The organism is Bacillus massiliglaciei (assembly GCF_900098925.1).
In the GTDB taxonomy this organism is placed as follows: Bacteria; Bacillota; Bacilli; order Bacillales; family DSM-1321; genus Peribacillus; species Peribacillus massiliglaciei.
Genome location: NZ_LT622352.1, coordinates 240593 through 266941, shown reverse-complemented (window position 1 = coordinate 266941; position 26349 = coordinate 240593). Strand labels below are relative to the sequence as shown.

Annotated in this window: 15 protein-coding genes and 2 CRISPR repeat arrays (1 of these 17 running past the window's edge); all 15 genes read left to right on the top strand. The window is 42.9% G+C overall.

Annotation, left to right across the window (positions count from 1 at the left end; all coding sequences use genetic code 11):
• Positions 1–193 precede the first annotated feature (193 nt).
• The 15 genes from pcrB (at position 194) to cas2 (ending at position 22421) form a co-directional block, all read left to right on the top strand.
• Complete coding sequence (gene pcrB / locus BQ4305_RS02650) at positions 194–883, top strand: heptaprenylglyceryl phosphate synthase (RefSeq protein WP_110926337.1); 690 nt, start codon at positions 194–196, stop codon at positions 881–883.
• A gap of 64 nt (positions 884–947) precedes the next feature.
• On the top strand, positions 948–3191 hold the full coding sequence (gene pcrA / locus BQ4305_RS02645) for a DNA helicase PcrA (RefSeq protein WP_110926336.1): 2244 nt from the start codon (positions 948–950) through the stop codon (positions 3189–3191).
• A 15-nt stretch (positions 3192–3206) separates the two neighbouring features.
• Positions 3207–5213, top strand: coding sequence for an NAD-dependent DNA ligase LigA (ligA, locus tag BQ4305_RS02640; protein ID WP_110926335.1), 2007 nt, complete (start codon positions 3207–3209; stop codon positions 5211–5213).
• A gap of 14 nt (positions 5214–5227) precedes the next feature.
• Positions 5228–6403, top strand: a complete 1176-nt coding sequence (locus BQ4305_RS02635; RefSeq protein WP_110926376.1) for a CamS family sex pheromone protein — start codon at positions 5228–5230, stop codon at positions 6401–6403.
• Positions 6404–6955: 552 nt separating this feature from the next.
• The gene (gene gatC, locus BQ4305_RS02625; RefSeq protein WP_110926333.1) at positions 6956–7246 is read left to right on the top strand and encodes an Asp-tRNA(Asn)/Glu-tRNA(Gln) amidotransferase subunit GatC; all 291 of its coding nucleotides are present in this window, start codon (positions 6956–6958) and stop codon (positions 7244–7246) included.
• A gap of 12 nt (positions 7247–7258) precedes the next feature.
• Positions 7259–8707 (top strand): Asp-tRNA(Asn)/Glu-tRNA(Gln) amidotransferase subunit GatA, encoded by a 1449-nt coding sequence (gene gatA / locus BQ4305_RS02620; RefSeq protein WP_110926332.1) that lies wholly within the window; start codon positions 7259–7261, stop codon positions 8705–8707.
• 15 nt (positions 8708–8722) lie between these two features.
• Positions 8723–10153: an Asp-tRNA(Asn)/Glu-tRNA(Gln) amidotransferase subunit GatB gene (gene gatB / locus BQ4305_RS02615; RefSeq protein WP_110926331.1), complete on the top strand. Its 1431-nt coding sequence runs from the start codon at positions 8723–8725 to the stop codon at positions 10151–10153.
• Between the two features lie 333 nt (positions 10154–10486).
• Positions 10487–12175: a CRISPR direct-repeat array (repeat unit 32 nt; unit sequence GTCACATCCTATATGGATGTGTGGGTTGAAAT).
• A gap of 161 nt (positions 12176–12336) precedes the next feature.
• A complete protein-coding gene (gene cas3, locus BQ4305_RS02610) occupies positions 12337–14763 on the top strand; it encodes a CRISPR-associated helicase Cas3' (RefSeq protein ID WP_110926330.1) in 2427 nt (808 codons plus the stop codon).
• Positions 14764–14969: 206 nt separating this feature from the next.
• Positions 14970–16781 carry an IS1182 family transposase gene (locus tag BQ4305_RS02605; RefSeq protein WP_407640130.1) on the top strand — a complete coding sequence of 604 codons (1812 nt, stop codon included), beginning with the start codon at positions 14970–14972 and terminating at the stop codon, positions 16779–16781.
• A 202-nt stretch (positions 16782–16983) separates the two neighbouring features.
• Positions 16984–17700 (top strand): type I-C CRISPR-associated protein Cas5c, encoded by a 717-nt coding sequence (gene cas5c, locus BQ4305_RS02600; protein ID WP_110926328.1) that lies wholly within the window; start codon positions 16984–16986, stop codon positions 17698–17700.
• On the top strand, positions 17701–19584 hold the full coding sequence (gene cas8c, locus BQ4305_RS02595) for a type I-C CRISPR-associated protein Cas8c/Csd1 (RefSeq protein WP_110926327.1): 1884 nt from the start codon (positions 17701–17703) through the stop codon (positions 19582–19584).
• Positions 19581–20444, top strand: coding sequence for a type I-C CRISPR-associated protein Cas7/Csd2 (gene cas7c, locus BQ4305_RS02590; protein ID WP_110926326.1), 864 nt, complete (start codon positions 19581–19583; stop codon positions 20442–20444). Before cas8c ends, cas7c begins: the two co-directional genes overlap by 4 nt.
• The gene (gene cas4, locus BQ4305_RS02585) at positions 20434–21093 is read left to right on the top strand and encodes a CRISPR-associated protein Cas4 (protein ID WP_110926325.1); all 660 of its coding nucleotides are present in this window, start codon (positions 20434–20436) and stop codon (positions 21091–21093) included. Before cas7c ends, cas4 begins: the two co-directional genes overlap by 11 nt.
• Entirely contained in the window at positions 21090–22121 is a 1032-nt protein-coding gene (gene cas1c, locus BQ4305_RS02580; protein WP_110926324.1) for a type I-C CRISPR-associated endonuclease Cas1c, read from the top strand. Before cas4 ends, cas1c begins: the two co-directional genes overlap by 4 nt.
• Before the next feature lie 9 nt (positions 22122–22130).
• Positions 22131–22421: a CRISPR-associated endonuclease Cas2 gene (gene cas2, locus BQ4305_RS02575; RefSeq protein ID WP_110926375.1), complete on the top strand. Its 291-nt coding sequence runs from the start codon at positions 22131–22133 to the stop codon at positions 22419–22421.
• Positions 22422–22589: 168 nt separating this feature from the next.
• Positions 22590–26349: a CRISPR direct-repeat array (repeat unit 32 nt; unit sequence GTCGCATCCTATATGGATGCGTGGATTGAAAT); it runs 2168 nt beyond the window's last position.

The window sequence follows — 26349 nt, the reverse complement described above, 5'->3', positions numbered from 1 at the left end:
TGGGCAAGGGATTCGCTAAGAATCTGCTTCTCCCTGTTTCCCAGTCCGAGGCTGAAGCGAAAAGTTTGGGCAATCCGGTCAGAATAGAAGGCGCCTTTTTAAACTGGAAAACATTTTAGTATTATTCTCTTTTTTAATAAAAATTCTTAGTGCTATAATGGTGTAATGGAATAGTGTTGAATGGAGGATTAGGATGTACGATTTTCGCGAGTGGAAACATGTTTTCAAACTCGATCCCAATAAGGAAATTTCAGATGAGGCATTGGAGCGGGCCTGTGAATCCGGCACGGATGCGATCATTATCGGCGGCACGGATGGTGTCACGCTGGAGAATGTACTGCATTTAATGGCCCGCGTCCGCCGCTATACGGTGCCGTGTGTGCTTGAGATCTCGTCCTTGGAGACGGTGACGCCCGGTTTTGATTTATATTTTATCCCGAGTGTTTTGAACAGCTCGGACCCTGACTGGATTACGAAGCTTCATCAGAAGGCGGTCAAGGAATTCGGCCTGATCATGAACTGGGATGAGATTTTTGTAGAAGGATACTGCATTTTGAACCCGGACTGCAAGGCGGCGAGGCTGACGGAAGCAGAGACGGACTTGGATACAGATGATGTCGGCGCGTATGCGATGATGGCGGACAAGATGTTCAGCCTGCCGATTTTTTATATGGAATACAGCGGAACATACGGCGATGTTTCTGCAGTGAAAGCCGCACAGGAAAGCCTGGAAGGGTCGGAAACCGTGCTGTTTTACGGCGGGGGCATCACAACAGAGGAACAGGCGCGTGAGATGGCGGAGTATGCAGATGTAGTCGTGGTCGGCAATGTGATTTATGAAAATGTGGAGGCAGCCCTGAAAACGGTGGCTGCCGTGAAATAATCAGTACAATGGCCTTTGGATATAGTATAATAAAGGAACAAATGTTCGGTGAGGCGGTGTTTTCATGCAATATTTAGCAGAAAAATTATTAAAAGGCCTGAATAAAGAGCAGCAGGACGCGGTGAAGGCAACAGACGGCCCGCTGTTGATCATGGCAGGAGCAGGCAGTGGGAAGACAAGGGTTTTGACTCACCGGATTGCATACTTGATGGTGGAAAAAGAAGTAGCGCCATGGAACATTCTGGCGATCACATTTACGAATAAAGCAGCACGGGAAATGAAGGAGCGGATTCGGCAGATTCTGGGCGGCGCTTCGGATGAAATCTGGATCTCCACTTTTCACTCGATGTGTGTGCGGATTTTACGCCGTGATATCGACCGGATCGGCTACAGCCGGAATTTCTCCATCCTGGATACGACCGATCAGCAGTCCGTCATTAAGCAAATCCTGAAAGAGAAAAATTTGGATCCGAAAAAATACGATTACCGCGGGATTCTCGGCAAAATCAGTTCAGCGAAAAATGAACTCGTGAGCCCGGAGGAATATGCGAAAACAGCAGGCGGGGACCATTTTGCAGATATCACATCACAGGTCTATACAGAATATCAGAAACGGCTGCGCCGGAATTCTGCGCTTGATTTCGATGACCTGATCATGATGACGATTGATCTCTTCCGTCTCGTTCCGGAAGTCCTTGAATATTATCAGCGGAAATTCCAATATATCCATGTGGATGAATACCAGGATACGAACCGTGCGCAATATATGCTTGTAAAGCTGCTTGCCTCCCGGTTCCGCAATCTGTGTGTCGTCGGGGACTCTGACCAGTCCATCTATCGCTGGAGGGGAGCGGATATCGCCAACATCCTGTCCTTTGAGAAGGATTACCCGAATGCGACGCTGATCATGCTCGAGCAAAACTATCGTTCAACGAAGAAAATTCTTCAGGCGGCAAATAAGGTTATTGATAACAATATGAACCGGAAGCCGAAAAACCTGTGGACGGAGAACGATGAGGGCAGCAAAATCTTTTATTACCGTGCAGACAGTGAGCAGGGAGAAGCCCAGTTCGTGGCCGGCAAAATCAATGAGCTGATCAGAAACGGCAAGAGCCTTTCAGATATTGCGATTCTGTACCGTACGAATGCGCAGTCACGGGTAATGGAGGAAGTGCTGCTTAAATCGAACTTGAACTATACTATTGTCGGCGGCACGAAGTTCTATGACAGGAAAGAAATCAAGGACCTGCTTGCCTACTTGCGCCTGATTGCCAATCCGGATGATGATATCAGTCTCCGCCGGATCATCAATGTGCCGAAGCGGGGCATTGGGGCGACTTCGATGGACAAGGTGGCGGATTATGCGGCCCAGTATGACCTGTCGATTTACAATGCACTGGAAGCGGAGATGATCGGAATCAGCGGGAAAGCAACAAAGGCGGCCCGTGATTTCCATACGATGATTACGAATTATACGAACCAGCAGCTATACCTGTCTGTAACGGAGCTTGTGGAGGAAGTCATCGACAAGACCGGCTACCGCGAGATGCTGCAGGCCGAGAAGACGATTGAAGCGCAGAGCCGCCTGGAGAATATCGATGAATTCCTGTCTGTTACGAAGGCATTTGAGGATAACAGTGAGGATAAGTCGCTTGTCGGCTTCCTGACCGATCTCGCTTTGGTTGCGGATATCGACCAGCTGGACGAAAGCAAGGAAGAGACCGAAGAAGGCATCACGCTGATGACGCTCCATTCGGCTAAAGGACTGGAGTTCCCGGTTGTCTTCCTGCTTGGATTAGAGGAGGGCGTCTTCCCTCACAGCCGTTCCTTGATGGAAGAGGACGAGATGGAAGAAGAACGGCGTCTTGCCTATGTGGGGATCACCCGTGCCGAACAGGAACTGTACCTGACCAATGCTCAGATGAGGACATTGTTCGGACGCACGAACATGAATCCGGTATCCCGGTTCATTAAGGAAATTCCGGAAGAGCTGATTGAAGATCTTAAACCGGCGCCAAAAGGCAGGCCGGCCGGATCATCAGCCTCAAGAAGCAGCGGTTATTCTTCCCCATCAGCGGCGAGAAGGACAGCCCCTTCGTTCGGCCGTCCGGTTTCGGCTCCGTCTGCAACCGGCGGGGAAGAGATCGGCTGGGCTGTAGGCGACAAGGCTTCCCATAAGAAGTGGGGGGTCGGAACCGTTGTCAGCGTCAAGGGAGAGGGAGAAGGCAAGGAACTCGATATCGCCTTCCCGAGCCCGACTGGTATTAAGCGCCTGCTGGCGAAGTTTGCGCCGATTGAAAAAGTGTAAAGGTAGGTACGTTTGATGGAAATCCAAGAGGCGAAGAAAAAAGCAGAAGAGCTGCAAACTCTTTTAAATCAATATAGTTATGAATATTATGTGCTCGATCAGCCGTCTGTGCCGGATTCAGAATATGACCGGCTTCTTCATGAGCTCATTGAGCTGGAGGAGCAATTCCCGGAAGTCAGAACGCCGGATTCTCCCACACAGCGAGTCGGCGGCGACATCTTGGACATGTTCGTCAAGGTAGAGCATTCATTGCCGATGCTCAGCCTTGGCAATGCGTTTAATGAAGAAGATCTGCGTGACTTTGACAGAAAGGTGCGCCAGGCAGTCGGCGAATCCTTTATGTATGTATGTGAACTGAAAATTGACGGGCTTGCGGTCACGCTGCAGTATGAAAATGGCTATTTCAAAAGAGGGGCCACACGCGGGGACGGAACGATCGGCGAAGATATCACGGAAAACTTGAAAACAATCAAATCGATTCCGCTGAAAATCAAGGAACCGATCACGATTGAAGTGCGCGGCGAAGCATTCATGCCTAAAAAATCGTTCGAAGCTTTAAATGCCGGAAAGCTAAAACGGGGCGAGGAGCCTTTTGCCAATCCGCGCAATGCAGCAGCAGGTTCATTAAGACAGCTTGATCCGAAGCTTGCAGCAAAGCGGAATCTGGACATCTTCCTGTATTCGATCGCTGATTTCGGCGAGACAGGCGTACGCTCGCACAGCGAAGGCCTGGATATGCTGGACCGGATCGGCTTCAAGACGAATAAAGAAAGAAGACGGTGCGCGACCATTGACGATGTTCTCGCCTATATTGAAGAATGGACAGAAAAGCGCCAGGATTTAGCGTATGATATAGACGGGATTGTCATTAAAGTCGACTCCCTCGATCAGCAGGAGGAGCTTGGCTTTACGGCAAAAAGTCCGCGCTGGGCGATTGCTTATAAGTTCCCGGCTGAAGAGGTTGTTACAACATTGAAGGACATTGAATTGAGCATCGGAAGGACCGGTGTTCTGACACCGACGGCTCTGCTTGAGCCAGTCAGGGTTGCAGGAACAACGGTTCAGCGGGCATCCCTTCATAATGAAGACCTGATCCGTGAAAAAGACATCCGGATCGGCGACCAGGTCGTTGTCAAAAAAGCCGGCGATATCATCCCTGAAGTTGTCAATGTCCTGCCGGAGCGCCGGACAGGGGAAGAAAAGGAATTTGTGATGCCGACGGAATGTCCGGAATGCGGCAGCGAACTTGTCCGTCTGGACGGCGAGGTGGCCCTGCGATGCATCAATCCGAAGTGCCCGGCCCAAATACGGGAGGGACTGATTCATTTCGTTTCCCGGACCGCTATGAATATTGACGGACTTGGGGAAAAGGTGATTTCCCAGCTGTTCCAGGAAAAACTGATCCAGGACGTAGCTGATATATACAAGCTGACCTATGATCAGCTGATTAAGCTGGAGCGGATGGGAGACAAGTCGGTCAATAATCTGCTTGCTGCCATCGAGGCATCGAAGGAGAATTCATTGGAGAGGCTTCTGTTCGGTCTCGGAATCCGCCATGTTGGATCAAAGGCGGCGAAGACGCTTGCCCAGGAATTCGGCACGATGGACGCCTTACGCAAGGCATCCCGAGAGGAACTGACAGCCATTAATGAAATCGGCGAGAAAATGGCCGATTCTATCGCTACGTATTTTGAATTGGAAGAGGCAGCCGCCCTGCTTGAGGAACTGAAGACGGCTGGTGTCAATATGGATTACAAAGGGGCGAAGCCAGTCCGAGCCGAAGACATTGATTCTTTCTTTGCAGGCAAAACGGTGGTGCTGACAGGAAAGTTACAGCAGCTTACCCGCAATGAAGCGAAAGAACAGCTGGAAAGTTTAGGCGCAAACGTCTCAGGAAGCGTCAGCAAGAAAACAGACTTGGTTATAGCCGGGGAGGATGCCGGTTCGAAGCTGGATAAAGCCGAAAGCTTAGGAGTTCCTGTCTGGAATGAGGAGAAACTGATTGAGGAACTAAATAAATAAGAGGTGTAAACATGATAAGGAAGAGTTGGGTGCTCGCCCTTTCACTGATTTTCCTGCTGGCCGGCTGTGCGCCGAGCTTTAACAAAGAGCAGGAAATCAAACAGGATGGAAAATCGGAGAGCAAAGAAGAAACGGCCATTATTCCAAAGTACAAGATTTCGGACGATTACTATCAGACGATTTTGCCATTTGAGCCTTCCAAGGCACGGGGATTGGTCGTGTCCAATCTGAATACGCGTTATGATATTGAAGAATTTGAGAATGGGCTGATGAGAATGGCCCAAACTCAATTCGACCCTGATGAGTATCTATTCCAGGAAGGTCAGATTTTGGACGGAACCACCATCAGCAAATGGCTGCGCAGAGAATACACGAAAGAGCAGCTGAAGGAAAATAAGGTAGAGGCCAAGGATAATATCGGACTGAATCCAGTTGATCCGGGAAAAGGGGATATCAAAGAGCGTAATGAGAAAAACCCGATTTACCTGGCACATATCCTCGAGCATGACTATTTGAAAAAAGACGGCGACAAAGTGAGCCTTGCCGGTGTCACAATCGGCCTTGCGCTGAATTCGGTTCACTATTACCAGAAAGAGCAATACGGAGCTACTTATGAAAAGAAAATAGATAAAAAGAAAATGGAAGAAGAGGGCAAGAAGATTGCCGCTGAAGTGTTAAAAAGGCTGCGGCAGATGGATCAGCTGAAAAATGTGCCTATTACGATTGCCCTTTTTGAACAAAAAGAAAAATCCTCTGTCGTGCCGGGCAATTTCATCTCCTATACGAATGTAGGGGAAAATGCCAACAGCATCGGCAAGTGGAATGAACTGGATGAGCATTACTATCTCTTCCCAACTTCTTCTGAAGCGAAGGAAAAGTACCGGGATGACGTAACAGCTTTTACGAACTTCAAGGAAGATGTCGAGGAGTTTTTCCCGAACTTTAACGGCGTTATCGGACGGGCCCTGTATGCCAATGGCGAAATGCAGAGCCTGAATATCGACATTCCGATTCAATTCTACGGAAATTCAGAAGCGGTAGCCTTCACCCAGTATGTGACGGGGCTTGTAATGGAACGCTTTCCGAAATATATTGCGCTTCAGGTGTCCATTACCTCGGTAAACGGACCGGAAGCCCTGATTGTCCGCGAAGCAGATGCCGGAGAACCGCAAGTCCATATTTATGAATAAACCGTCAGGAAGCAGAGGCTGAGGCAAAAAATCAAATTTCTCACAGAGAAATTTGGTTTTTTTTTGTTTTTGCTGTGCTGCATGTCAGGAGCCGCCCCTCCACTCCAATCTTACTCCCATTCAGCAACTTTCTGCTTTTGTTTTATGATGTAAGAACGGTTTCCTGTTAGGCTACATCGAAGCAATCCCGATCATCAAAGCATAAAAACGCCCATTGTGGTACTGATAAAAACACTTAAGAGAGGGAGGTTCTTATTTTTCTTAAAATGCACGATACCGAAAATAAAGCCGCAAAGCACCGTTCTCCAACATATGTCTCCTGCAGAATTCGATCCGTTTCGGGGATGGCTGGTTTCATCACCTCTATTTCCCGGAAAATAGTCGGCGTTCGACAGGAACCGTATGGATTCTCTTATTGCTTTACTTCGTAAAAGTTTGATATGATTTAAAGGATGATTATTGATAGAAAGCGGTGTTTTTCGCCGTTTTGCAAGATAAATCCGGATATCTTTCCCGAAAGGTCCCGGGCTTATATCATATGGAGGTGAAGACATGTCACGAATCACAAAAGAACAGGTTAAGCACGTTGCACACCTTGCGAGATTAGGGATTACAGAGGATGAAGCCGAAATGTTCCAGCATCAGCTGGATGAAATGATTTCATTTGCTGAACAGCTGAATGAACTGGATACGGATCAGGTGGAGCCGACTTATCATGTGCTCGATATGAAGAACGTGATGCGGGAAGATACTGCAGGAAAAGGCCTGCCAGTAGAAGAAGTGGTGAAGAACGCGCCGGACAGCAAGGATGGATATATCCGCGTTCCGGCGATTATGGATTAAGGAGGAAACAGGATGTCGTTGTTCGAGCAAAAGGTATCTGAATTGCATGAACGTTTACATAAGAAAGATCTTGCCGTTTCCGACCTGGTAGAAGAATCGTATCAGCGAATCGGACAGGTGGAAGACCAAGTGAAGGCGTTTTTGACGTTGGATGAAGAAAAAGCACGGGAGCAGGCGAAACAGCTGGATGACAAGCAGGCAGGCAATCCGCTGTTCGGTCTTCCAATCGGGATTAAAGACAATATCGTCACCCAAAACCTGCGCACGACCTGTGCCAGCAAAATTTTAGAAAACTTTGACCCGATCTATGATGCGACGGTCGTTCAAAAGCTGAAAGAGAAAGAAACGGTTACCATCGGAAAACTGAACATGGATGAATTTGCGATGGGTTCATCCAATGAAAATTCTGCTTTCCAGGCGACACGCAACCCTTGGAATACGGACTATGTTCCGGGCGGATCATCAGGCGGATCGGCCGCTTCTGTTGCTGCCGGTGAAGTATTATTCTCCCTTGGATCCGATACAGGCGGTTCGATCCGTCAGCCGGCTGCCTACTGCGGCGTTGTCGGACTGAAGCCCACGTATGGACGGGTGTCCCGCTTCGGCTTAGTGGCTTTTGCGTCCTCACTGGATCAGATTGGCCCTGTAACGAGAACTGTCGAAGATAATGCTTACTTGCTCGAAGCCATCTCCGGTGCAGACCAAATGGATTCCACATCCGCCAATCTGGATGTGCCAAGCTTTGTTCAGTCACTGAGCGGAGATGTGCGCGGCTTGAAAATTGCTGTACCGAAGGAGTATTTAGGGGAAGGTGTCGGCGAAGAAGCGAAGAATTCTGTGCTTGCAGCCCTTAAGGTATTAGAAGGACTTGGTGCTGAATGGGAAGAGGTTTCCCTGCCGTACTCTAAATATGCGCTTGCCGCGTATTACCTGCTTTCTTCATCAGAAGCATCCGCCAACCTGGCCCGCTTCGACGGAGTCCGTTATGGCTACCGTACGGATAATGCCGAGAATTTAATTGACATGTACAAGCAGACACGTGCCGAAGGATTTGGCGCAGAAGTAAAGCGCCGGATCATGCTTGGAACATTCTCTTTAAGCTCCGGTTACTATGATGCGTATTATAAAAAAGCACAAAAGGTACGGACCCTGATCAAGAAGGATTTTGAAGATGTCTTCCAAAAATACGATGTCATTATCGGACCGACAACTCCGACACCTGCGTTCAAAATCGGTGAAAAAGTGGACGATCCATTGACGATGTATGCCAACGATATTCTGACGATCCCGATGAACCTGGCCGGCGTTCCGGCAATTTCCATTCCATGCGGATTCTCCAAAGACGGACTGCCGCTTGGCCTGCAGATCATCGGTAAGCATTTTGACGAAAGCACGGTGTACCGCACTGCCCATGCATTTGAGCAGGCAACAAACTATCACAAACAATTTCCGAAGCTGTAAGGGGTGAAAAAATAGATGGAATTTGAAACGGTAATTGGACTCGAAGTGCACGTAGAATTAAAAACAGAATCAAAGATTTTTTCTGAAAGCCCCAACCATTTCGGGGCGGCGCCGAATACGAATACAACGGTCATTGACCTTGGATACCCGGGCGTGCTGCCTGTCGTGAACAAAAAGGCGGTCGATTATGCGATGAAGGCCGCAATGGCGTTGAATTGTGAAATCGCTCCGATCACGAAGTTTGACAGGAAAAACTATTTTTACCCGGATAATCCGAAAGCTTACCAGATTTCACAATTTGACCAGCCAATCGGCGAACATGGCTGGATCGAAATCGAGGTCGGCGGCAAGAAAAAGAAAATCGGCATTACCCGCATCCATATGGAAGAGGATGCCGGTAAGCTGACACATACGGGCGATGGTTATTCCCTCTGTGATTACAACCGTCAGGGAACGCCGCTTGTGGAGATTGTTTCCGAGCCGGACATTACGTCTCCTGAAGAAGCGTATGCGTACCTGGAAAAATTGAAATCGATCATCCAATACACAGGCGTATCCGACTGCAAGATGGAGGAAGGATCCCTTCGCTGTGATGCGAACATCTCGCTTCGCCCTGTCGGCCAGAAGGAATTCGGCACAAAGACCGAACTGAAAAACCTGAACTCCTTCAACTTTGTCCGCAAAGGCCTTGAGCACGAAGAAATCCGCCAGGCTGAAGTATTGAATGCAGGCGGAATCATCGAGCAGGAAACCCGCCGCTTTGATGAAGCGACAGGCAAAACGATCCTGATGCGTGTCAAAGAAGGATCCGATGATTACCGGTACTTCCCTGAACCGGATCTGCTTACCATCCATATTGATGAAGAGTGGAAAGCAAGAATTGCATCCGAAATCCCTGAGCTTCCGGATGCCCGCAAGAAGCGCTACACAGAAGAACTTGGTCTTTCCGACTATGATGCAGCCGTTCTGACTGTTACGAAGGAAACGGCAGATTTCTTTGAAGAAGCCGTTGCCAAAGGGGCGGATGCCAAGCAGGCGTCCAACTGGATCATGGGAGAGCTTTCCGCTTACCTGAATGCAGAAGGCAAGGAACTGCATGAAGTGGCACTTACTCCTGAATCCTTGGCCGGCATGATCAAGCTGATCGTCGATGGCACGATTTCTTCAAAAATCGCCAAAAAGGTATTCAAGGAACTGATCGAAAAAGGCGGCGATGCCGAAATCATCGTCAAAGAAAAAGGACTCGTCCAAATTTCTGACGAAGGCGCCCTGCGTGCGGCTGTCGAAGAAGCATTGAACAACAACCCGCAATCAATTGAAGACTTCAAGGCCGGCAAAAAGAAAGCCACTGGCTTCCTTGTCGGACAAATCATGAAGGCAACCAAAGGACAGGCCAACCCGCAGCTGGTCAACAAAATCCTGATGGAAGAGATTGTGAAGCGATAAATCTATAAGTAAAGCGTGACTCTCAGCTGGATTTCCCGGTACAGAGAGTCACGCTTTTTTTATTTAGAGATAATTACTTTTTTTAACAAATTTGATTGTTTCTTCTTACTTTATGGTACAGTTATTTTATAAAATGATTTGGTAGTAAGAGCTTTTATTTCGAGTGCGAACGTGAAGTATACATAGATTCACTGACTCATTCGCACCATTTTTTTAGGGGAATTCTATATAAGTAATTCTACATGTTGAATAATTACATATTTTTTCTGACAAGAACATCTGATATTTGTCAAAATACTATATATTTCTCTATAGATATAACCAAATATCGCTGTCACATCCTATATGGATGTGTGGGTTGAAATTAAATTAGCGGAATACCTACAAAAAGGAACACTGGTCACATCCTATATGGATGTGTGGGTTGAAATACGTGGCCCATCAATACACTGCCATCATCGCTTGAGTCACATCCTATATGGATGTGTGGGTTGAAATAAAGGCTGGGGAAAAGCAACGGATGCAGACAATGTCACATCCTATATGGATGTGTGGGTTGAAATTTCAAAGAAGTAAGAAAAACAATCGATGATGCTTTGTCACATCCTATATGGATGTGTGGGTTGAAATTACTGCCTTTTTATCATCTGCCAGATCTGCAGCTGTCACATCCTATATGGATGTGTGGGTTGAAATATTTATGCATTATTTTATGCATTTTTGGGCTGTTGTCACATCCTATATGGATGTGTGGGTTGAAATCCACCGAATAAGGGCGTAGTCAGGGACGGCAAAGGTCACATCCTATATGGATGTGTGGGTTGAAATAATGAAGGAATGAAGGATAACATCCCCTGGCAGGAGTCACATCCTATATGGATGTGTGGGTTGAAATCTCTTGAAATCACTGAATTAGCAGCAGAAACAACGTCACATCCTATATGGATGTGTGGGTTGAAATAGGCCGTCAAATGGTCGCAAATGAATTGGACAAACGTCACATCCTATATGGATGTGTGGGTTGAAATCTTGAATTGTTGCTCTAATGACGTTTTGGGAGCCGTCACATCCTATATGGATGTGTGGGTTGAAATAAAAAATCGCTGACTTCTTTAATGTTGAATTATGTCACATCCTATATGGATGTGTGGGTTGAAATTTCCAGTTCTATATTCAGGCTGGCGTGATCAACAGGTCACATCCTATATGGATGTGTGGGTTGAAATTACTCAAATTTCTGTCTTTAAAGTCGAGCACGCGTCACATCCTATATGGATGTGTGGGTTGAAATTTTTTCGGGTGGTGAATACGAATGGCGGAATACAGTCACATCCTATATGGATGTGTGGGTTGAAATAATAAAGAACGGCGTGCTCCGGAATTTACAATAGTCACATCCTATATGGATGTGTGGGTTGAAATGCTACTCAATAAAATCCACTCCTTCGTCTATTCTTGTCACATCCTATATGGATGTGTGGGTTGAAATCTCCGTTGGTTTGTCGACGCGTCGCGCGTCAGTGTCACATCCTATATGGATGTGTGGGTTGAAATTAAAATCATGCTGGAAGTCGAAGCGGTTGCAACGCGTCACATCCTATATGGATGTGTGGGTTGAAATATCGCCATACTGGCGGTAGTTGGGCAGCATAAAAGTCACATCCTATATGGATGTGTGGGTTGAAATAGTTTCCCCCTAAACTATTAATCTAATTCGCTGAGTCACATCCTATATGGATGTGTGGGTTGAAATCGGTCCCCAGCATCGTTATGACAATCACCTTGTTCGTCACATCCTATATGGATGTGTGGGTTGAAATAATTGCTGGCCAGGTGGAAGCTGCTAAACAGGATACAGTCACATCCTATATGGATGTGTGGGTTGAAATATGAAAGACCGACTTGGAGATATGGGAGGTTTCGGGTCACATCCTATATGGATGTGTGGGTTGAAATCAACCACGCCTGGATCTTTATCTGATCAATCCTTGTTACATCCTATATGGATGTGTGGGTTGAAATATGAATCGCTCCTCAAAAACATGCCCTTTTGCTCGTCACCTCCTATATGGATATGTGGAACGCTGTCTGTTGGATTCAAATGCTAGGCTTTGAAGTTTAGAATGATAGTTTAATAATTTTGAGATCCATTGTTCATTTATAAGAAAGGATGGGATAGAGAATTGGAGTATATTGCACATATCCGTGAAAGTGATCAACAAATTCAAACTGTTCGGGAGCATTTATTGGAAGTTAAAGAGTTAGCAGAGTCATTTGGAGAAAAGATTGGTATCCCGCATATAACAGGATTAGCCGGACTGCTTCATGATATGGGGAAATATACAAATGAGTTTAAGGAATACATATTAGAGGCTGTGAATAATCCATCTCCATCATCACCAAAGCGGGGAAGTGTTGATCACTCGACTGCTGGAGGGAAATTGTTATATGAATTTTTTCATTCACCTAAAAAGAATAGCCGTTATCATATCATATTATCTGAAATTGTAGGAAATGCGATCATATCACACCATTCCTACCTGCAGGATTTTTTGGGACCTAACTTAGAATCCAATTATTTAAGAAGAGTAGAGAATAAAGAACTTAAGGAGTATGAACAAACGAAACAGTACTTTTTTAATGAAGTAATTAGTGAACGGAATTTTTATGAATATGTTGATCTGGCAGCTACAGAACTCGAAACTTTTATAAAAAAAGCCCCCCTTCCTCAGCTTGAAAATAATTTGATGTTTTTAACTAAATTTATTTTTAGCACTTTGATTGACGGAGATCGTACCAATACTAGGCAATTTGAAGAAAATAAGTATGAAGATCCAAATACTCCGTATCCCCAATTATTTAATAGGTATTATGAGAAACTGATGGAGAAGATTAATTCCTTTTCTAATGATAATGCGACTCCTATAAATCTCCTTAGAAGACAAATGTCTGAACAGTGTGAACGGTTTGCGGATGAGCCCTCTGGTATTTATACCTTATCGATTCCGACAGGTGGAGGTAAAACGCTGGCAAGCCTCCGATATGCTCTTAAGCATGCCATTCTCCATCATAAAAAGCGAATTATTTACGTAGTTCCTTTTACCACCATTATTGAGCAAAATGCAGAAGAAATTCGCAAGATTCTAGCAGATGATGCAAATATTTTAGAACATCATTCAAATGTCATTGATGATTCGGATGATAATGATGAAAATCAAGACGGCTATACAGATATACAGCAGAAACTAAAATTAGCAAAAGACAATTGGGATTCTCCCATTATTTTCACTACGATGGTTCAGTTTTTGAACGCTTTTTATGCAAAAGGCAGCAGGAATGCAAGGCGGCTGCATAATCTTAGCGAAGCTGTTATCGTTTTTGATGAGGTTCAAAAGGTTCCTATTAAATGTGTGTCCTTATTTAATCTTGCATTGAATTTTTTAAAAAATTATGGCAAAGTCAGTGCAGTTCTTTGTACGGCTACTCAGCCAGCTTTGGATTTTGTTGAACAAAAACTTTTAATGGATCCTGACGGTGAAATGATTGAAAATTTGGATGAAGTAATTCAAGCCTTCAAGAGGGTTGAATTGATTGATAAAGCAACGGGTGAAACCTTTGATAATGAGAAATTGACCGCCTTTATTAAGCAAAGGACAGAGAAAGTTCAAAGTGTCTTAGTGATTTTAAATACAAAATCTGTTGTAAAAGAGTTATATACAAGACTGCTTGATGAAGAGATGGATGTTCCAGTATATCACTTAAGCACTTCTATGTGTGCTGCTCATAGAAATGAAATTTTGGATAAGGTTAGGCATGAACTTAAAAACGGAAATAAATGCATTTGTGTCAGTACCCAATTGATTGAGGCGGGGGTAGATGTCAGTTTTGAATGTGTAATCCGTTCCCTCGCTGGTTTAGATTCCATTGCCCAGGCAGCCGGCCGCTGCAATCGTCATGGAGAGAAACCTATGCAAAGTGTTTACGTCATTGATCACGAAGAAGAAAATTTAAGTCATTTAAAGGAGATCAGAGATGGTAAGCATGTAGCAAAAGGGATTTTAATAGATTTAAAACATAATCCTGAAAAATGGGGAGGATCCGTTCTATCAAAAAAAGCAATGAATCGTTATTTTCAAGAGTATTATCAACAATTAGAATCGGATTTACATTATTATATACCGAAGTTGAGAAAGAACATGACAGAGTTATTAACTGTATCTAGAGGGCAAAATGAATATCGAAACGCATATAAGTTTAAGCATGAGAGGGAGATTCCTTTATTTCTAGTAAACAGTTACAAGACAGCAGCAGAACAGTTTCAAGTGATCGATCATTTAACGACATCGGTCATTGTTCCATTTGGAGAAGGTGAAGATATTATTGCTGAATTAAACAGTTTTGGATCGATAGAAAATTTAGGAAACCTGTTAAAAAAAGCACAGAAATATACCGTGAATTTATACAGCTATGAAAGGGATCAATTAATAAAAAATGACGGACTGGCTTCCTTATGGGACGGAAAGATTTTAGTCTTGAAAGAGGGCGCTTATAACAAGGAATATGGAGTGGATATTCAGAGAGAAAGCAACCTGGGATTCAACCTATTTTAAAGGGGCTGTCCAGAAAGTCGGTTTATCTGACTTGCCGGCGCCCCTTTTTAATTTCTATAAAAAAGCACAAAAAAATCGTCTCTTCCTGTAAAATGAAAGTTATCCACACCAACATTCGAGAAAGGACGATTTTTATGAGCAATCAAATGATTACTACCGAAAATTATACCACTCAAATGACACTTCTTCCAGAGACAGAGGAGAAAATGGCCCCTAAAAGATCATTAGCCCCTACTTTTAAACCCTACGACAATCGCCAAATTCAAATGATCTTGGATGTTGAAGCCCTTATACCGGAACATCACGTCGCACGTGTGGTAGACGAAATGGTGGAAGCCGTACCGGATGAGCAATTGTTTTCTCATTATAAAGGGGGTGGCCGAAGTCCCTTCCATCCCAAAATGATGCTTAAAATCATTCTATTTGGTTATTCCCAAAAGGTTTATTCCTGCCGAGGAATCGAAAAGCTAATAAAAGAAAACATCCCAGCCATGTGGTTAGCTGCGATGCAACAACCAGATTTCCGTACGATCAACGAGTTTCGTGGGGAACGGATGAAAGTCTTGATGGATGAGTTATTTGAAGCCATGATTCTGAAATTGATTGAAGAAAAATACATCACGATGGAAAACTACTTTTTGGATGGCACCAAGATCGAAGCCAATGCCAATAAGTATTCTTTCGTGTGGAAAAAAGCAACGGCGAAATTTGAAGCCAAGCTAAAAGAGAAAATACAGGAAACCCTGCAACAAATCCACGAATTAACCCAATTAGAAGCTGGAACGGGAGAAAAGGAAACCGAACAAAATGCAGAGATCACCGAACATCATCTAGAGACAGTCGCTAAGGAAATAGAAGAAAAAGCAGGAACGCTAACAGAGGAAATTGAAAAGGAAACAGATGCAAAGATTCGTAAGGAGAAGCGACAAGAACGCAGTAAATGGAAGAAACCTTTAAAGCTGATTCGGGAAAATTTCTTACCGCGACTAGCGAAATACAAGGAACAGAACGAAATCTTTGGCGACCGTAACAGCTATTCCAAAACGGACAAAGACGCAACCTTTATGCGCATGAAGGAAGATCATATGAAAAACGGTCAGCTTAAGCCGGGGTATAACGTGCAAATGGGGACGGAGAACCAATTTATCTTGTTTTATACCATTCATCAACGGCCTACAGACACGCGTTGTTTTATCCCGCATTTGGAGAAACTGGCGTCTACTTCTTTACCGATGCCCCAAACAGTCATCGCGGATGCAGGATATGGCAGTGAAGAAAACTACGTATATGCGGTGGGTGATGAGAAAGAGCCTCGATTTGATTTTCTCATTCCTTATGGATCCTATGTACAAGAACAGACACGCAAATACAAAAAGGACATCAAAAACGCGAAAAACTGGACCTACTGTGAGCAAGATGATTGTTTTATTTGCCCGAATGGAAGGAAAGTTACGCTTAAAAAATACCAAAACAAAAAGAATCAGTCTGGTTATGAGCAAAGCTTCAAAATATACGAATGTGAAGATTGTACAGATTGCCCATTGAAAGAGAAATGCACGAAAGCGAAGGGAAATCGTCAAGTACACTGGAATACCGTCTTCGAGGAAATGAAAGCGAAGGCAAAAACAGCCCTTGAATGTGAAGAGAAAGCCACCATCTACGCTCGGCGGAAAGTCGAAGTAGAAAGTGTGTTCGGTCACATCAAGGGCAATCGGTCGTTCCGCAGATTTTCTTTGCGGGGTCTCGACAAGGTACATGTCGAGTTTGGGATTGTGGCATTAGCCCACAATATACTGAAAGTAGCAGGCATCCGCCAGCTACTTTCAGAGAAAAATCGAAAACATACAAAAGCACGTGGAGAAAAACGGCTGGTTTTTCTCCACGTGCTTTATTTTAGGGACTTATCAGACAGCCCCTTTAGTGTTGTACTATATATTTCAATCCGCGTTAATTCTAACGACAATTTAATTATACCATACAGAAACGATTCTCTTTCATATAATAAAACACTAAAATAGTTGTTATATTATGAACAATGTGATAATTTAAGTGTACTAGTTAAATTTTCCAATATATTTATATTAAAGACAACTTTCAACTGAATATATTGAACTAATTTTTCTGAAGGATTTGGAATAAACATTCTTCCTTATTCCAAGTCCTTTAGAAATCAGGAAAGACAAGGGGGCTTACTAGTTTACAGATTGCGAGGTGATAACCATGAGAAATTCAATCGAATTTGAGGTATTTGGCGACTATGCTCTTTTTACAGATCCGCTTATGAAGCTCGGCGGGGAGAAAATGACGTACCAAGTACCAACCTACCAAGCGTTAAAAGGAATTACAGAAAGTATATATTGGAAACCAACATTGATTATGGTTGTTGATGCGGTCCGTATCATGAAAGCGATAAAAATGGAGTCTAAAGGAATACGTCCGATTGAATATGGGGGAGGCAATACGCTGGCCTATTATACATATTTGAAGGATGTACATTATCAGGTAAGGGCTCATTTTGAATTCAATCAATATCGTCCTGATTTAGCTTTTGATCGTAATGAAAATAAGCATCACAATATCTTGAAGCGTTCCCTTAAGGCAGGAGGAAGAAGGGATATTTTTCTTGGAACCAGAGAGTGCCAAGCATACGTGGAGCCTTGCCAATTTGGCGAAGGGGAAGGTTTTTATGATGGGTACGGCGACATTCACCTTGGAACCATGGTGCATGGCATTAACTATCCGGATGAAACGGGGAGAAATGAGATGGAAATCCGTCTCTGGAATCCAGTTATGAATGATGGCGTAATTCAATTCATTAGACCTGAACAGTGCAGAGCTGTTCGGAAGGTTTCCAAAATGGAGGCGAAACCTTTTAATTCTGCTAATATTGAGGCGGTGGAAGAATTATTTGCAAAGATAGGAGGAAGTGAAGAATAAATGAGCTGGCTGTTAAACTTATATGAAACCTACCAATCTAATTTAGACAGGGTCGGAGTTATTGAGAAGAAATACAATGGTCAGGAATATACCTTGCTTCCCGTTTCCCATACGACACAGACTGCTCATATTGAAGTGGTGGTTACGGAAGAAGGTGAATTTCACTCTGCCTCGGTTTTGGATAAAAGTGATAGGATTACATTGATTCCCAGCACAGAAGAATCGGCAAGCAGAGCTGGATCAAAAATAGCACCTTATCCGCTTCATGATAAATTAAGCTATGTCGCAGGAGATTTCGCAGCATACGGTGGGAAAATAAAAAAAGAGGAACCGTTTTCCTATTATATCAGTCAATTAAGGGATTGGGCAGAATCACCATATGCAACAGATAAAGTGAAAAGCATTTACCAGTACCTGAGCAAGCGAAGACTTATTAAAGATTTGACAAATGTCTCCAATCCTATCTTATATTTAGATTCTGATGGAAATTTAATCGGTGCATGGAATAAAGAATATGAAAAACTGATTGGAGAAAAGCCACCCATTTTCACTGTCATTTCGGGAGAGCAAGAGAGTGCATTCATCCGATTTGATGTCCGGTCGTCAGAGAAGGTTTTAACCAAGGTATGGAAAGATCCAAACATGTATGAATCCTTTGTCCAATATTATAAAGAGTTATTAAAGGATGAAGATCTATGCTATGTAACGGGTGAGATGATGCCCAGTACAGATAAACATGCAAATAAAATTAGGCATGCAGGAGATAAAGCAAAATTAATTTCTGCTAATGACTCGAGCGGTTTTACTTTTCGCGGAAGATTTAATAAGCCGACAGAAGCGGCGAATATCAGCTATGATGTTTCCCAAAAAGCACATAATGCGCTCAAATGGCTGATAAATAAGCAGGGGAAGATCATTGATCAAAGGGTCTTTTTAGTTTGGGGTAATGAAGAGGTTTTAGATTACAATGAGGACAGTTTTGACTTATTCAACATGGCAGGAGAAATGAAATCTGATACGCACGAACTTTATGCTCATGAGGTAGCTAAAGCGATTGATGGGTTCAAAAATAGTTTAGATACAACAGCAAAAATCAATATCATGCTGCTTGATTCAGCCACAACTGGAAGATTATCTGTGCTTTATTATCGAAACATTCAAAAAGAACTATATTTAAATAGGCTTAAAGATTGGCATGCTTCTTGTGTTTGGCTGCATCGATATCGCAAAAACACTGAAAATCAATTTGTGGAGTTTTATGGTGCCCCTTCCTTAAAGGATATCGCATTTGCTGCATATGGTCCAAAGGCTAGTGATAAGGTGATAAAAGGAACGATGGAACGGCTTCTTCCTTGTGTGATTGACCGGCGTCCATTACCAAATGATCTTGTTAGGAATGCCATTCAGCGCGCATCTAATCCTGTTGCAATGGAGAACTGGGAATGGGAAAAAACTTTAAGTATTGCCTGCGCTTTGTGTAATAAAAAGGAGGAATACACAGTGAGCCTTAATAAGGAAATTGATGATCGAAGCTATTTATTTGGCCGCTTACTGGCAATTGCGGATGTACTGGAAAGAAATGCACTGGATTCAAGTGATAAAAGAGCGACGAACGCCAGAAGGTACATGAATACTTTCTCGCAGCATCCCGAAAGAACATGGAGAACGATCCAAAGTGCATTGCAGCCATACCAGGCTCGCTTAGGAGAGAAGGTTGGGTATTATAACAGGTTGATTGATGAAGTTGGTTCAATGTTTAAAGCGGAAGATTTTAATAATAAGCCGCTTACAGGTAAATATCTATTGGGATTTTATAGCCAACGATTTGATTTTTACCAAAAAAAAGAAACGGAGACATCCAATAAGGAGGAAATGGAAAAATGACAAATTTAGATCATAAGATTGATTTTGCCGTTGTTTTATCTGTAACAAAAGCGAATGCAAATGGAGATCCGCTGAATGGGAATCGCCCGCGGCAAAATTATGATGGGTATGGGGAAATTTCAGATGTTGCCATTAAAAGAAAAATAAGAAATCGCCTTCAGGATATGGGTGAATCAATTTTTGTTCAATCAAATGATAAAAAGGTGGATGAGTTCAACAGTTTAAGAGAAAGAGCAGAGGCGAATGAAGAACTAGTGAAATCCTTGAAGCTGAAAGAAAAAGCAAGTGAAAAGTTTACAGAGATTGCTTGCCGGGAGTGGATTGATGTACGAAGCTTTGGACAAGTTTTTGCTTTTAAAGGCGGATCAGTCGGAAAAGGTGTATCTGTGGGAGTAAGGGGACCTGTTTCAATCCACACTGCGACAAGTATTGATCCAATTGATATTACCAGCATGCAGATTACCAAAAGTGTAAACTCTGAGCCAGGTAAGGAGAGGGGATCTGATACGATGGGCATGAAGCATCGGGTGGATTTTGGCGTCTACGTTTTTTATGGGAGTATTAATACACAATTGGCTGAAAAAACGGGCTTTACACATGAAGATGCTGAGAAAATGAAGTCTGCGTTAATGACATTATTTGAAAATGATGCTTCTGCTGCTCGGCCAGAAGGGAGTATGGAAGTACATAAAGTGTGTTGGTGGGAGCATACATCGCAGTTAGGACAATATTCTTCTGCTAAAGTTCATCGTTTATTGAAGGTGAAAGCAAAAGTAGAGGAGCCTAAGAATATGGATCATTATGCTATTGAGGTCGGAGAACTAGAAGGACTGAAGGCAGAGATTTTAGATGGAATATAATGAAGAGGCTGAATATCTTATGCTTTCTGGAATTCAGCATTTTCAATTCTGCAAGCGGCAGTGGGCGCTTATACACATTGAACAACAGTGGGAAGAAAATGTTAAAACAATAGAAGGCCAGTACCTTCATCGTAATGCTGACCAGCCTTTTATCAGGGAAAAAAGAGGAGAAAAACTCATTGTACGGGCTATGCCTGTCAAATCAAATGATCTTGGTATCACAGGTGTTTGTGACGTAGTCGAATTTATCAAAGATGAGCAAGGCGTTGAGATTCAGGGGGCAGAAGGGAAATTTGTAGCTTATCCTGTTGAATATAAACGTGGAAAACCAAAGGTGAATGACGCAGATATCCTTCAATTAACTGCACAGGCAATCTGCTTGGAAGAAATGCTTCTTTGCGAAATAGATAAGGGATTTCTTTTTTACAATGAAATTAAACATAGAGTTGAAATCATATTGACAAGAGAATACAAAGATAAAGTCAGATTCATAGTAAAAGAAATGCAGGAATACTACAAGAGAAGATATACACCTAAGGTTAAAACGGGGTCATTTTGTAAAAATTGTTCCCTTCAAAATATTTGCCTGCCGCTTTTAATGAATAAACGGTCAGTGAAAAGTTATATTGAAGGGAAGGTCTATGAATGAAGAGACTTTTGAATACGCTATATATTACACAGCCCGATGTGTATTTATCTTTAGATGGCGATAATATTGTCTTGCTAAAAGAGAAGGAGAGGCTCGGAAGACTTCCGCTTCATAATCTGGAATCGATTATTACATTTGGATATACAGGAGCAAGCCCAGCATTGATGGGTTACTGTGCTGAAAAAAATTTATCCATTGTCTTTTTAACTAAGAATGGCAGGTTCCTTGCGCGGGTGATCGGAAAAAGCAGAGGAAATGTTGTTTTAAGAAAAAAGCAATACCGTATTTCAGATAATGAGACGGCGTCTGCAAAGATGGCAAGAAACTTTATTTTAGCTAAAATTTTCAACAGTAAGTGGATAATTGAAAGGATGACTAGAGATTACCCATTAAGAATAGATATTGAAGAATTTAAAAAAACATCCAAACATTTATCTAAAATCCTCTTAGACATCAGAGAATGTGAAGATTTAGAGGTATTAAGAGGTTTGGAGGGACAGGCTGCTATCGCCTATAATCGATTATTTAATCAGATGATTCTGCAGCAAAAAGAGGATTTTTACTTTTCAATCCGCTCTAGAAGACCTCCTTTAGATAATGTAAATGCTCTGCTATCTTTCGCGTATACTTTACTGGCTAATGATATGGCAGCGGCATTAGAAGGTGTTGGTCTGGATGCGTATGTTGGCTTTCTGCATCGCGATCGTCCAGGCAGAGTCTCTTTAGCGTTAGATGTTATGGAAGAATTAAGAGGCGTCTATGCAGACAAATTTGTGCTCTCATTGATAAATAAAAAAGTGCTCAATAAATCTGATTTCTTAAAGAAAGAAAATGGATCAGTTATAATGACTGATCAAGCCAGAAAAAAATTTCTGTCTGCTTGGCAAGACAAGAAACAGGAGAAACTGACACATCCATATTTAGGAGAGAAAATCACGTGGGGGCTGGTTCCTCATGTACAAGCCTTATTATTAGCCCGTTATTTAAGAGATGACTTAGATGATTATCCACCTTTTTTATGGAAGTAGGTGTATGATGTGCTGGTATTAATTACTTATGACGTCAGTACTGTTACTGGAGCCGGCCAAAGAAGACTACGTAAGGTTTCAAAGGTATGTCAAAACTATGGCCAAAGAGTACAAAATTCTGTTTTTGAATGTATTGTAGATGCAGCTCAATTCGCCAGTTTGAAATTTGAATTAGCTGATATTATTGATGAACAAGCTGATAGTCTACGATTTTATCAGCTTGGGAAAAATTATAAAACGAAGGTAGAACATATTGGTGTAAAAGAATCTATAGATTTAGAGGGCCCGCTGCTTTTTTAGTGCGAATCTGTAGTGCCCATAAAAACCTAGAAGGATTCGCACCTTATTTTGTTCCATATTTTTGTTGAACTTCTTCTGTTTTGGGCTTTTTTCACTTTTATCTCGCAGAAAAAAACATTTTTAGACAAAATTATGTAGCTTTCTACATAATCACAACCTGAAATCGCAGTCGCATCCTATATGGATGCGTGGATTGAAATTCGTCCATCGGCTGTTGGGAAGGAAAGCATTTTTGTCGCATCCTATATGGATGCGTGGATTGAAATTAAATTAGCGGAATACCTACAAAAAGGAACACTGGTCGCATCCTATATGGATGCGTGGATTGAAATACTCCTTTTGAGTATATACTATTGACATATACTTAGTCGCATCCTATATGGATGCGTGGATTGAAATCTTATTGTTTTTATCCAGAGTTTTAATGGAGAAGGTCGCATCCTATATGGATGCGTGGATTGAAATGGCTCTTTGCATCCAATACCAATCCCACTTCCGGGTCGCATCCTATATGGATGCGTGGATTGAAATAAATTAGTAAGACAGAATGGTCAAGTCTACGACAGTCGCATCCTATATGGATGCGTGGATTGAAATAATACGCCGGGGATCAAATCCATGGCGCAGGGCGGAGTCGCATCCTATATGGATGCGTGGATTGAAATATCTGCGGGTAACTTGATGTCTGGCATGGTTTCCGTCGCATCCTATATGGATGCGTGGATTGAAATTTAAAACATACGCATCTAATATTTCCCCTTTATGTCGCATCCTATATGGATGCGTGGATTGAAATCGTTGATTTATCTGTGTTTTGACTCCGAAATACCGTCGCATCCTATATGGATGCGTGGATTGAAATATTGGCGGTGTTGTGGATGATGGTGTATATGCACGTCGCATCCTATATGGATGCGTGGATTGAAATCATTATATACAGTTAGTAAATGCAACAAATAACCGGTCGCATCCTATATGGATGCGTGGATTGAAATGAATTATAAAAGTAAGATTGCGGAAGGTATCAATTGTCGCATCCTATATGGATGCGTGGATTGAAATCTATCTTGATGGATGCATCACCGAGAATCACTATGTCGCATCCTATATGGATGCGTGGATTGAAATAGAACGCAACAGCTTTGCCAAGAAACACGGTCTGTGTCGCATCCTATATGGATGCGTGGATTGAAATGGAAAAGTGTATGCTTTTTGGCAAGAAAACGGCGTCGCATCCTATATGGATGCGTGGATTGAAATACATAATAAAGATAGGCGACATTACAAGACCCATAGTCGCATCCTATATGGATGCGTGGATTGAAATCAATAGGAACTTGGTCTTTATCATAAAAAATATTGTCGCATCCTATATGGATGCGTGGATTGAAATATTTATGCATTATTTTATGCATTTTTGGGCTGTGTCGCATCCTATATGGATGCGTGGATTGAAATATGTCTGCAACACCCCTTACAGGATGTTTATGCGTCGCATCCTATATGGATGCGTGGATTGAAATGCCTGGGATATTACGGAGGACGTACAGAAGTATTTGTCGCATCCTATATGGATGCGTGGATTGAAATAACTGGCTAATGTAAATGAACCGAAAGCAACATCGTCGCATCCTATATGGATGCGTGGATTGAAATCCGTCGACGATGGCAAGGTTTTGCACTCAGGAATGTCGCATCCTATATGGATGCGTGGATTGAAATAATAAATATTCCGGGTGAAGACAAGCCCGCAGCAGTCGCATCCTATATGGATGCGTGGATTGAAATTAAATACACCAATGGATGCGCATATGGCATTGAGTCGCATCCTATATGGATGCGTGGATTGAAATCAACAGTTACCGGATTCTGAAACGGATAACTTTATCGTCGCATCCTATATGGATGCGTGGATTGAAATTCTATATAATAGGAAGAAACTCGAAAAAGCAGATGTCGCATCCTATATGGATGCGTGGATTGAAATTATTGTCTCCTGAATCCATACATACTCATATATGTCGCATCCTATATGGATGCGTGGATTGAAATTTAACAGCGCCTTTGATGATACGGCCGGCAGATAGTCGCATCCTATATGGATGCGTGGATTGAAATCTCCAAGACAGGGAGAATGATCAGATGCCGGACGTCGCATCCTATATGGATGCGTGGATTGAAATAATACAACATATTCCAATATGTTTATCCAAACTTGTCGCATCCTATATGGATGCGTGGATTGAAATTAAATACACCAATGGATGCGCATATGGCATTGAGTCGCATCCTATATGGATGCGTGGATTGAAATTATTTTCGGCGGTGCAACCATGATAGAAACCACGTCGCATCCTATATGGATGCGTGGATTGAAATTCTATATAATAGGAAGAAACTCGAAAAAGCAGATGTCGCATCCTATATGGATGCGTGGATTGAAATATATCGTATAAGTCTTCTATATCTCTATGTAGCGTCGCATCCTATATGGATGCGTGGATTGAAATTGACAAAGATTGGATATTTACCGGCATCCACGAAGGTCGCATCCTATATGGATGCGTGGATTGAAATGTATCAGGGAATGCAGAATACGCTGAAAGATCTTAGTCGCATCCTATATGGATGCGTGGATTGAAATAAGATAACTATTGTGAAGGAGTAGAATTTATGAAGTCGCATCCTATATGGATGCGTGGATTGAAATTAAGAGCCAGAATAACGGTGGAAACACCCAACCAGTCGCATCCTATATGGATGCGTGGATTGAAATTGAGCGTCTTTGTGGGCCTTTTAATCGGGTTGGTCGTCGCATCCTATATGGATGCGTGGATTGAAATAGTCCTTATTTGCGTCATCTGAACCTTTACCATTGTCGCATCCTATATGGATGCGTGGATTGAAATTATTAAACAATTTGAGGAAATGACCAACGTTGAAGTCGCATCCTATATGGATGCGTGGATTGAAATCAGCCATGCTGGTGAGTCGGTCAATCGGCAGAGGTCGCATCCTATATGGATGCGTGGATTGAAATTCCTAAGCACACGAGGGAGGAAGTTGACTTTACGTCGCATCCTATATGGATGCGTGGATTGAAATACGAAACCTATCCATCTCGAATCTAACCACGAACGGTCGCATCCTATATGGATGCGTGGATTGAAATAAGTAATGATTTTACACGTTGTCATGATACCATCCTGTCGCATCCTATATGGATGCGTGGATTGAAATGGTAGAAGTAATTCTTCTAGTTTTAATCGCCCGTTGTCGCATCCTATATGGATGCGTGGATTGAAATCCCAACTATTGCAGCCAGCGCTCAATTATTCTGCGTCGCATCCTATATGGATGCGTGGATTGAAATAGTAAGTAACCCCCTCCATTTCCGGAGGGTTTTTGTCGCATCCTATATGGATGCGTGGATTGAAATTACAGCTCCACGGAGAATGCAGTGCTGACTGAATTTGTCGCATCCTATATGGATGCGTGGATTGAAATGTTAATTTAGACGGAGACTACGCAGGCTGCTGGGGGTCGCATCCTATATGGATGCGTGGATTGAAATATCGAATCTCCTCCAAGTATACTGTAGTGTAATTAGTCGCATCCTATATGGATGCGTGGATTGAAATAAAGGACGTCAGGCGGAAGTATTCGAGAGGGCGAGTCGCATCCTATATGGATGCGTGGATTGAAATTTAACAGAGTTGAAGTGGACGGAAGGCTATATGAGTCGCATCCTATATGGATGCGTGGATTGAAATTCGAAAGGGAAATAGAAACGCCACGCTTTATGGTCGCATCCTATATGGATGCGTGGATTGAAATATTGATTAGGCGGAGGTGAGTCCGCTATGTACGTCGCATCCTATATGGATGCGTGGATTGAAATAATTTGTGGACGATGTAGAAGCCAGTT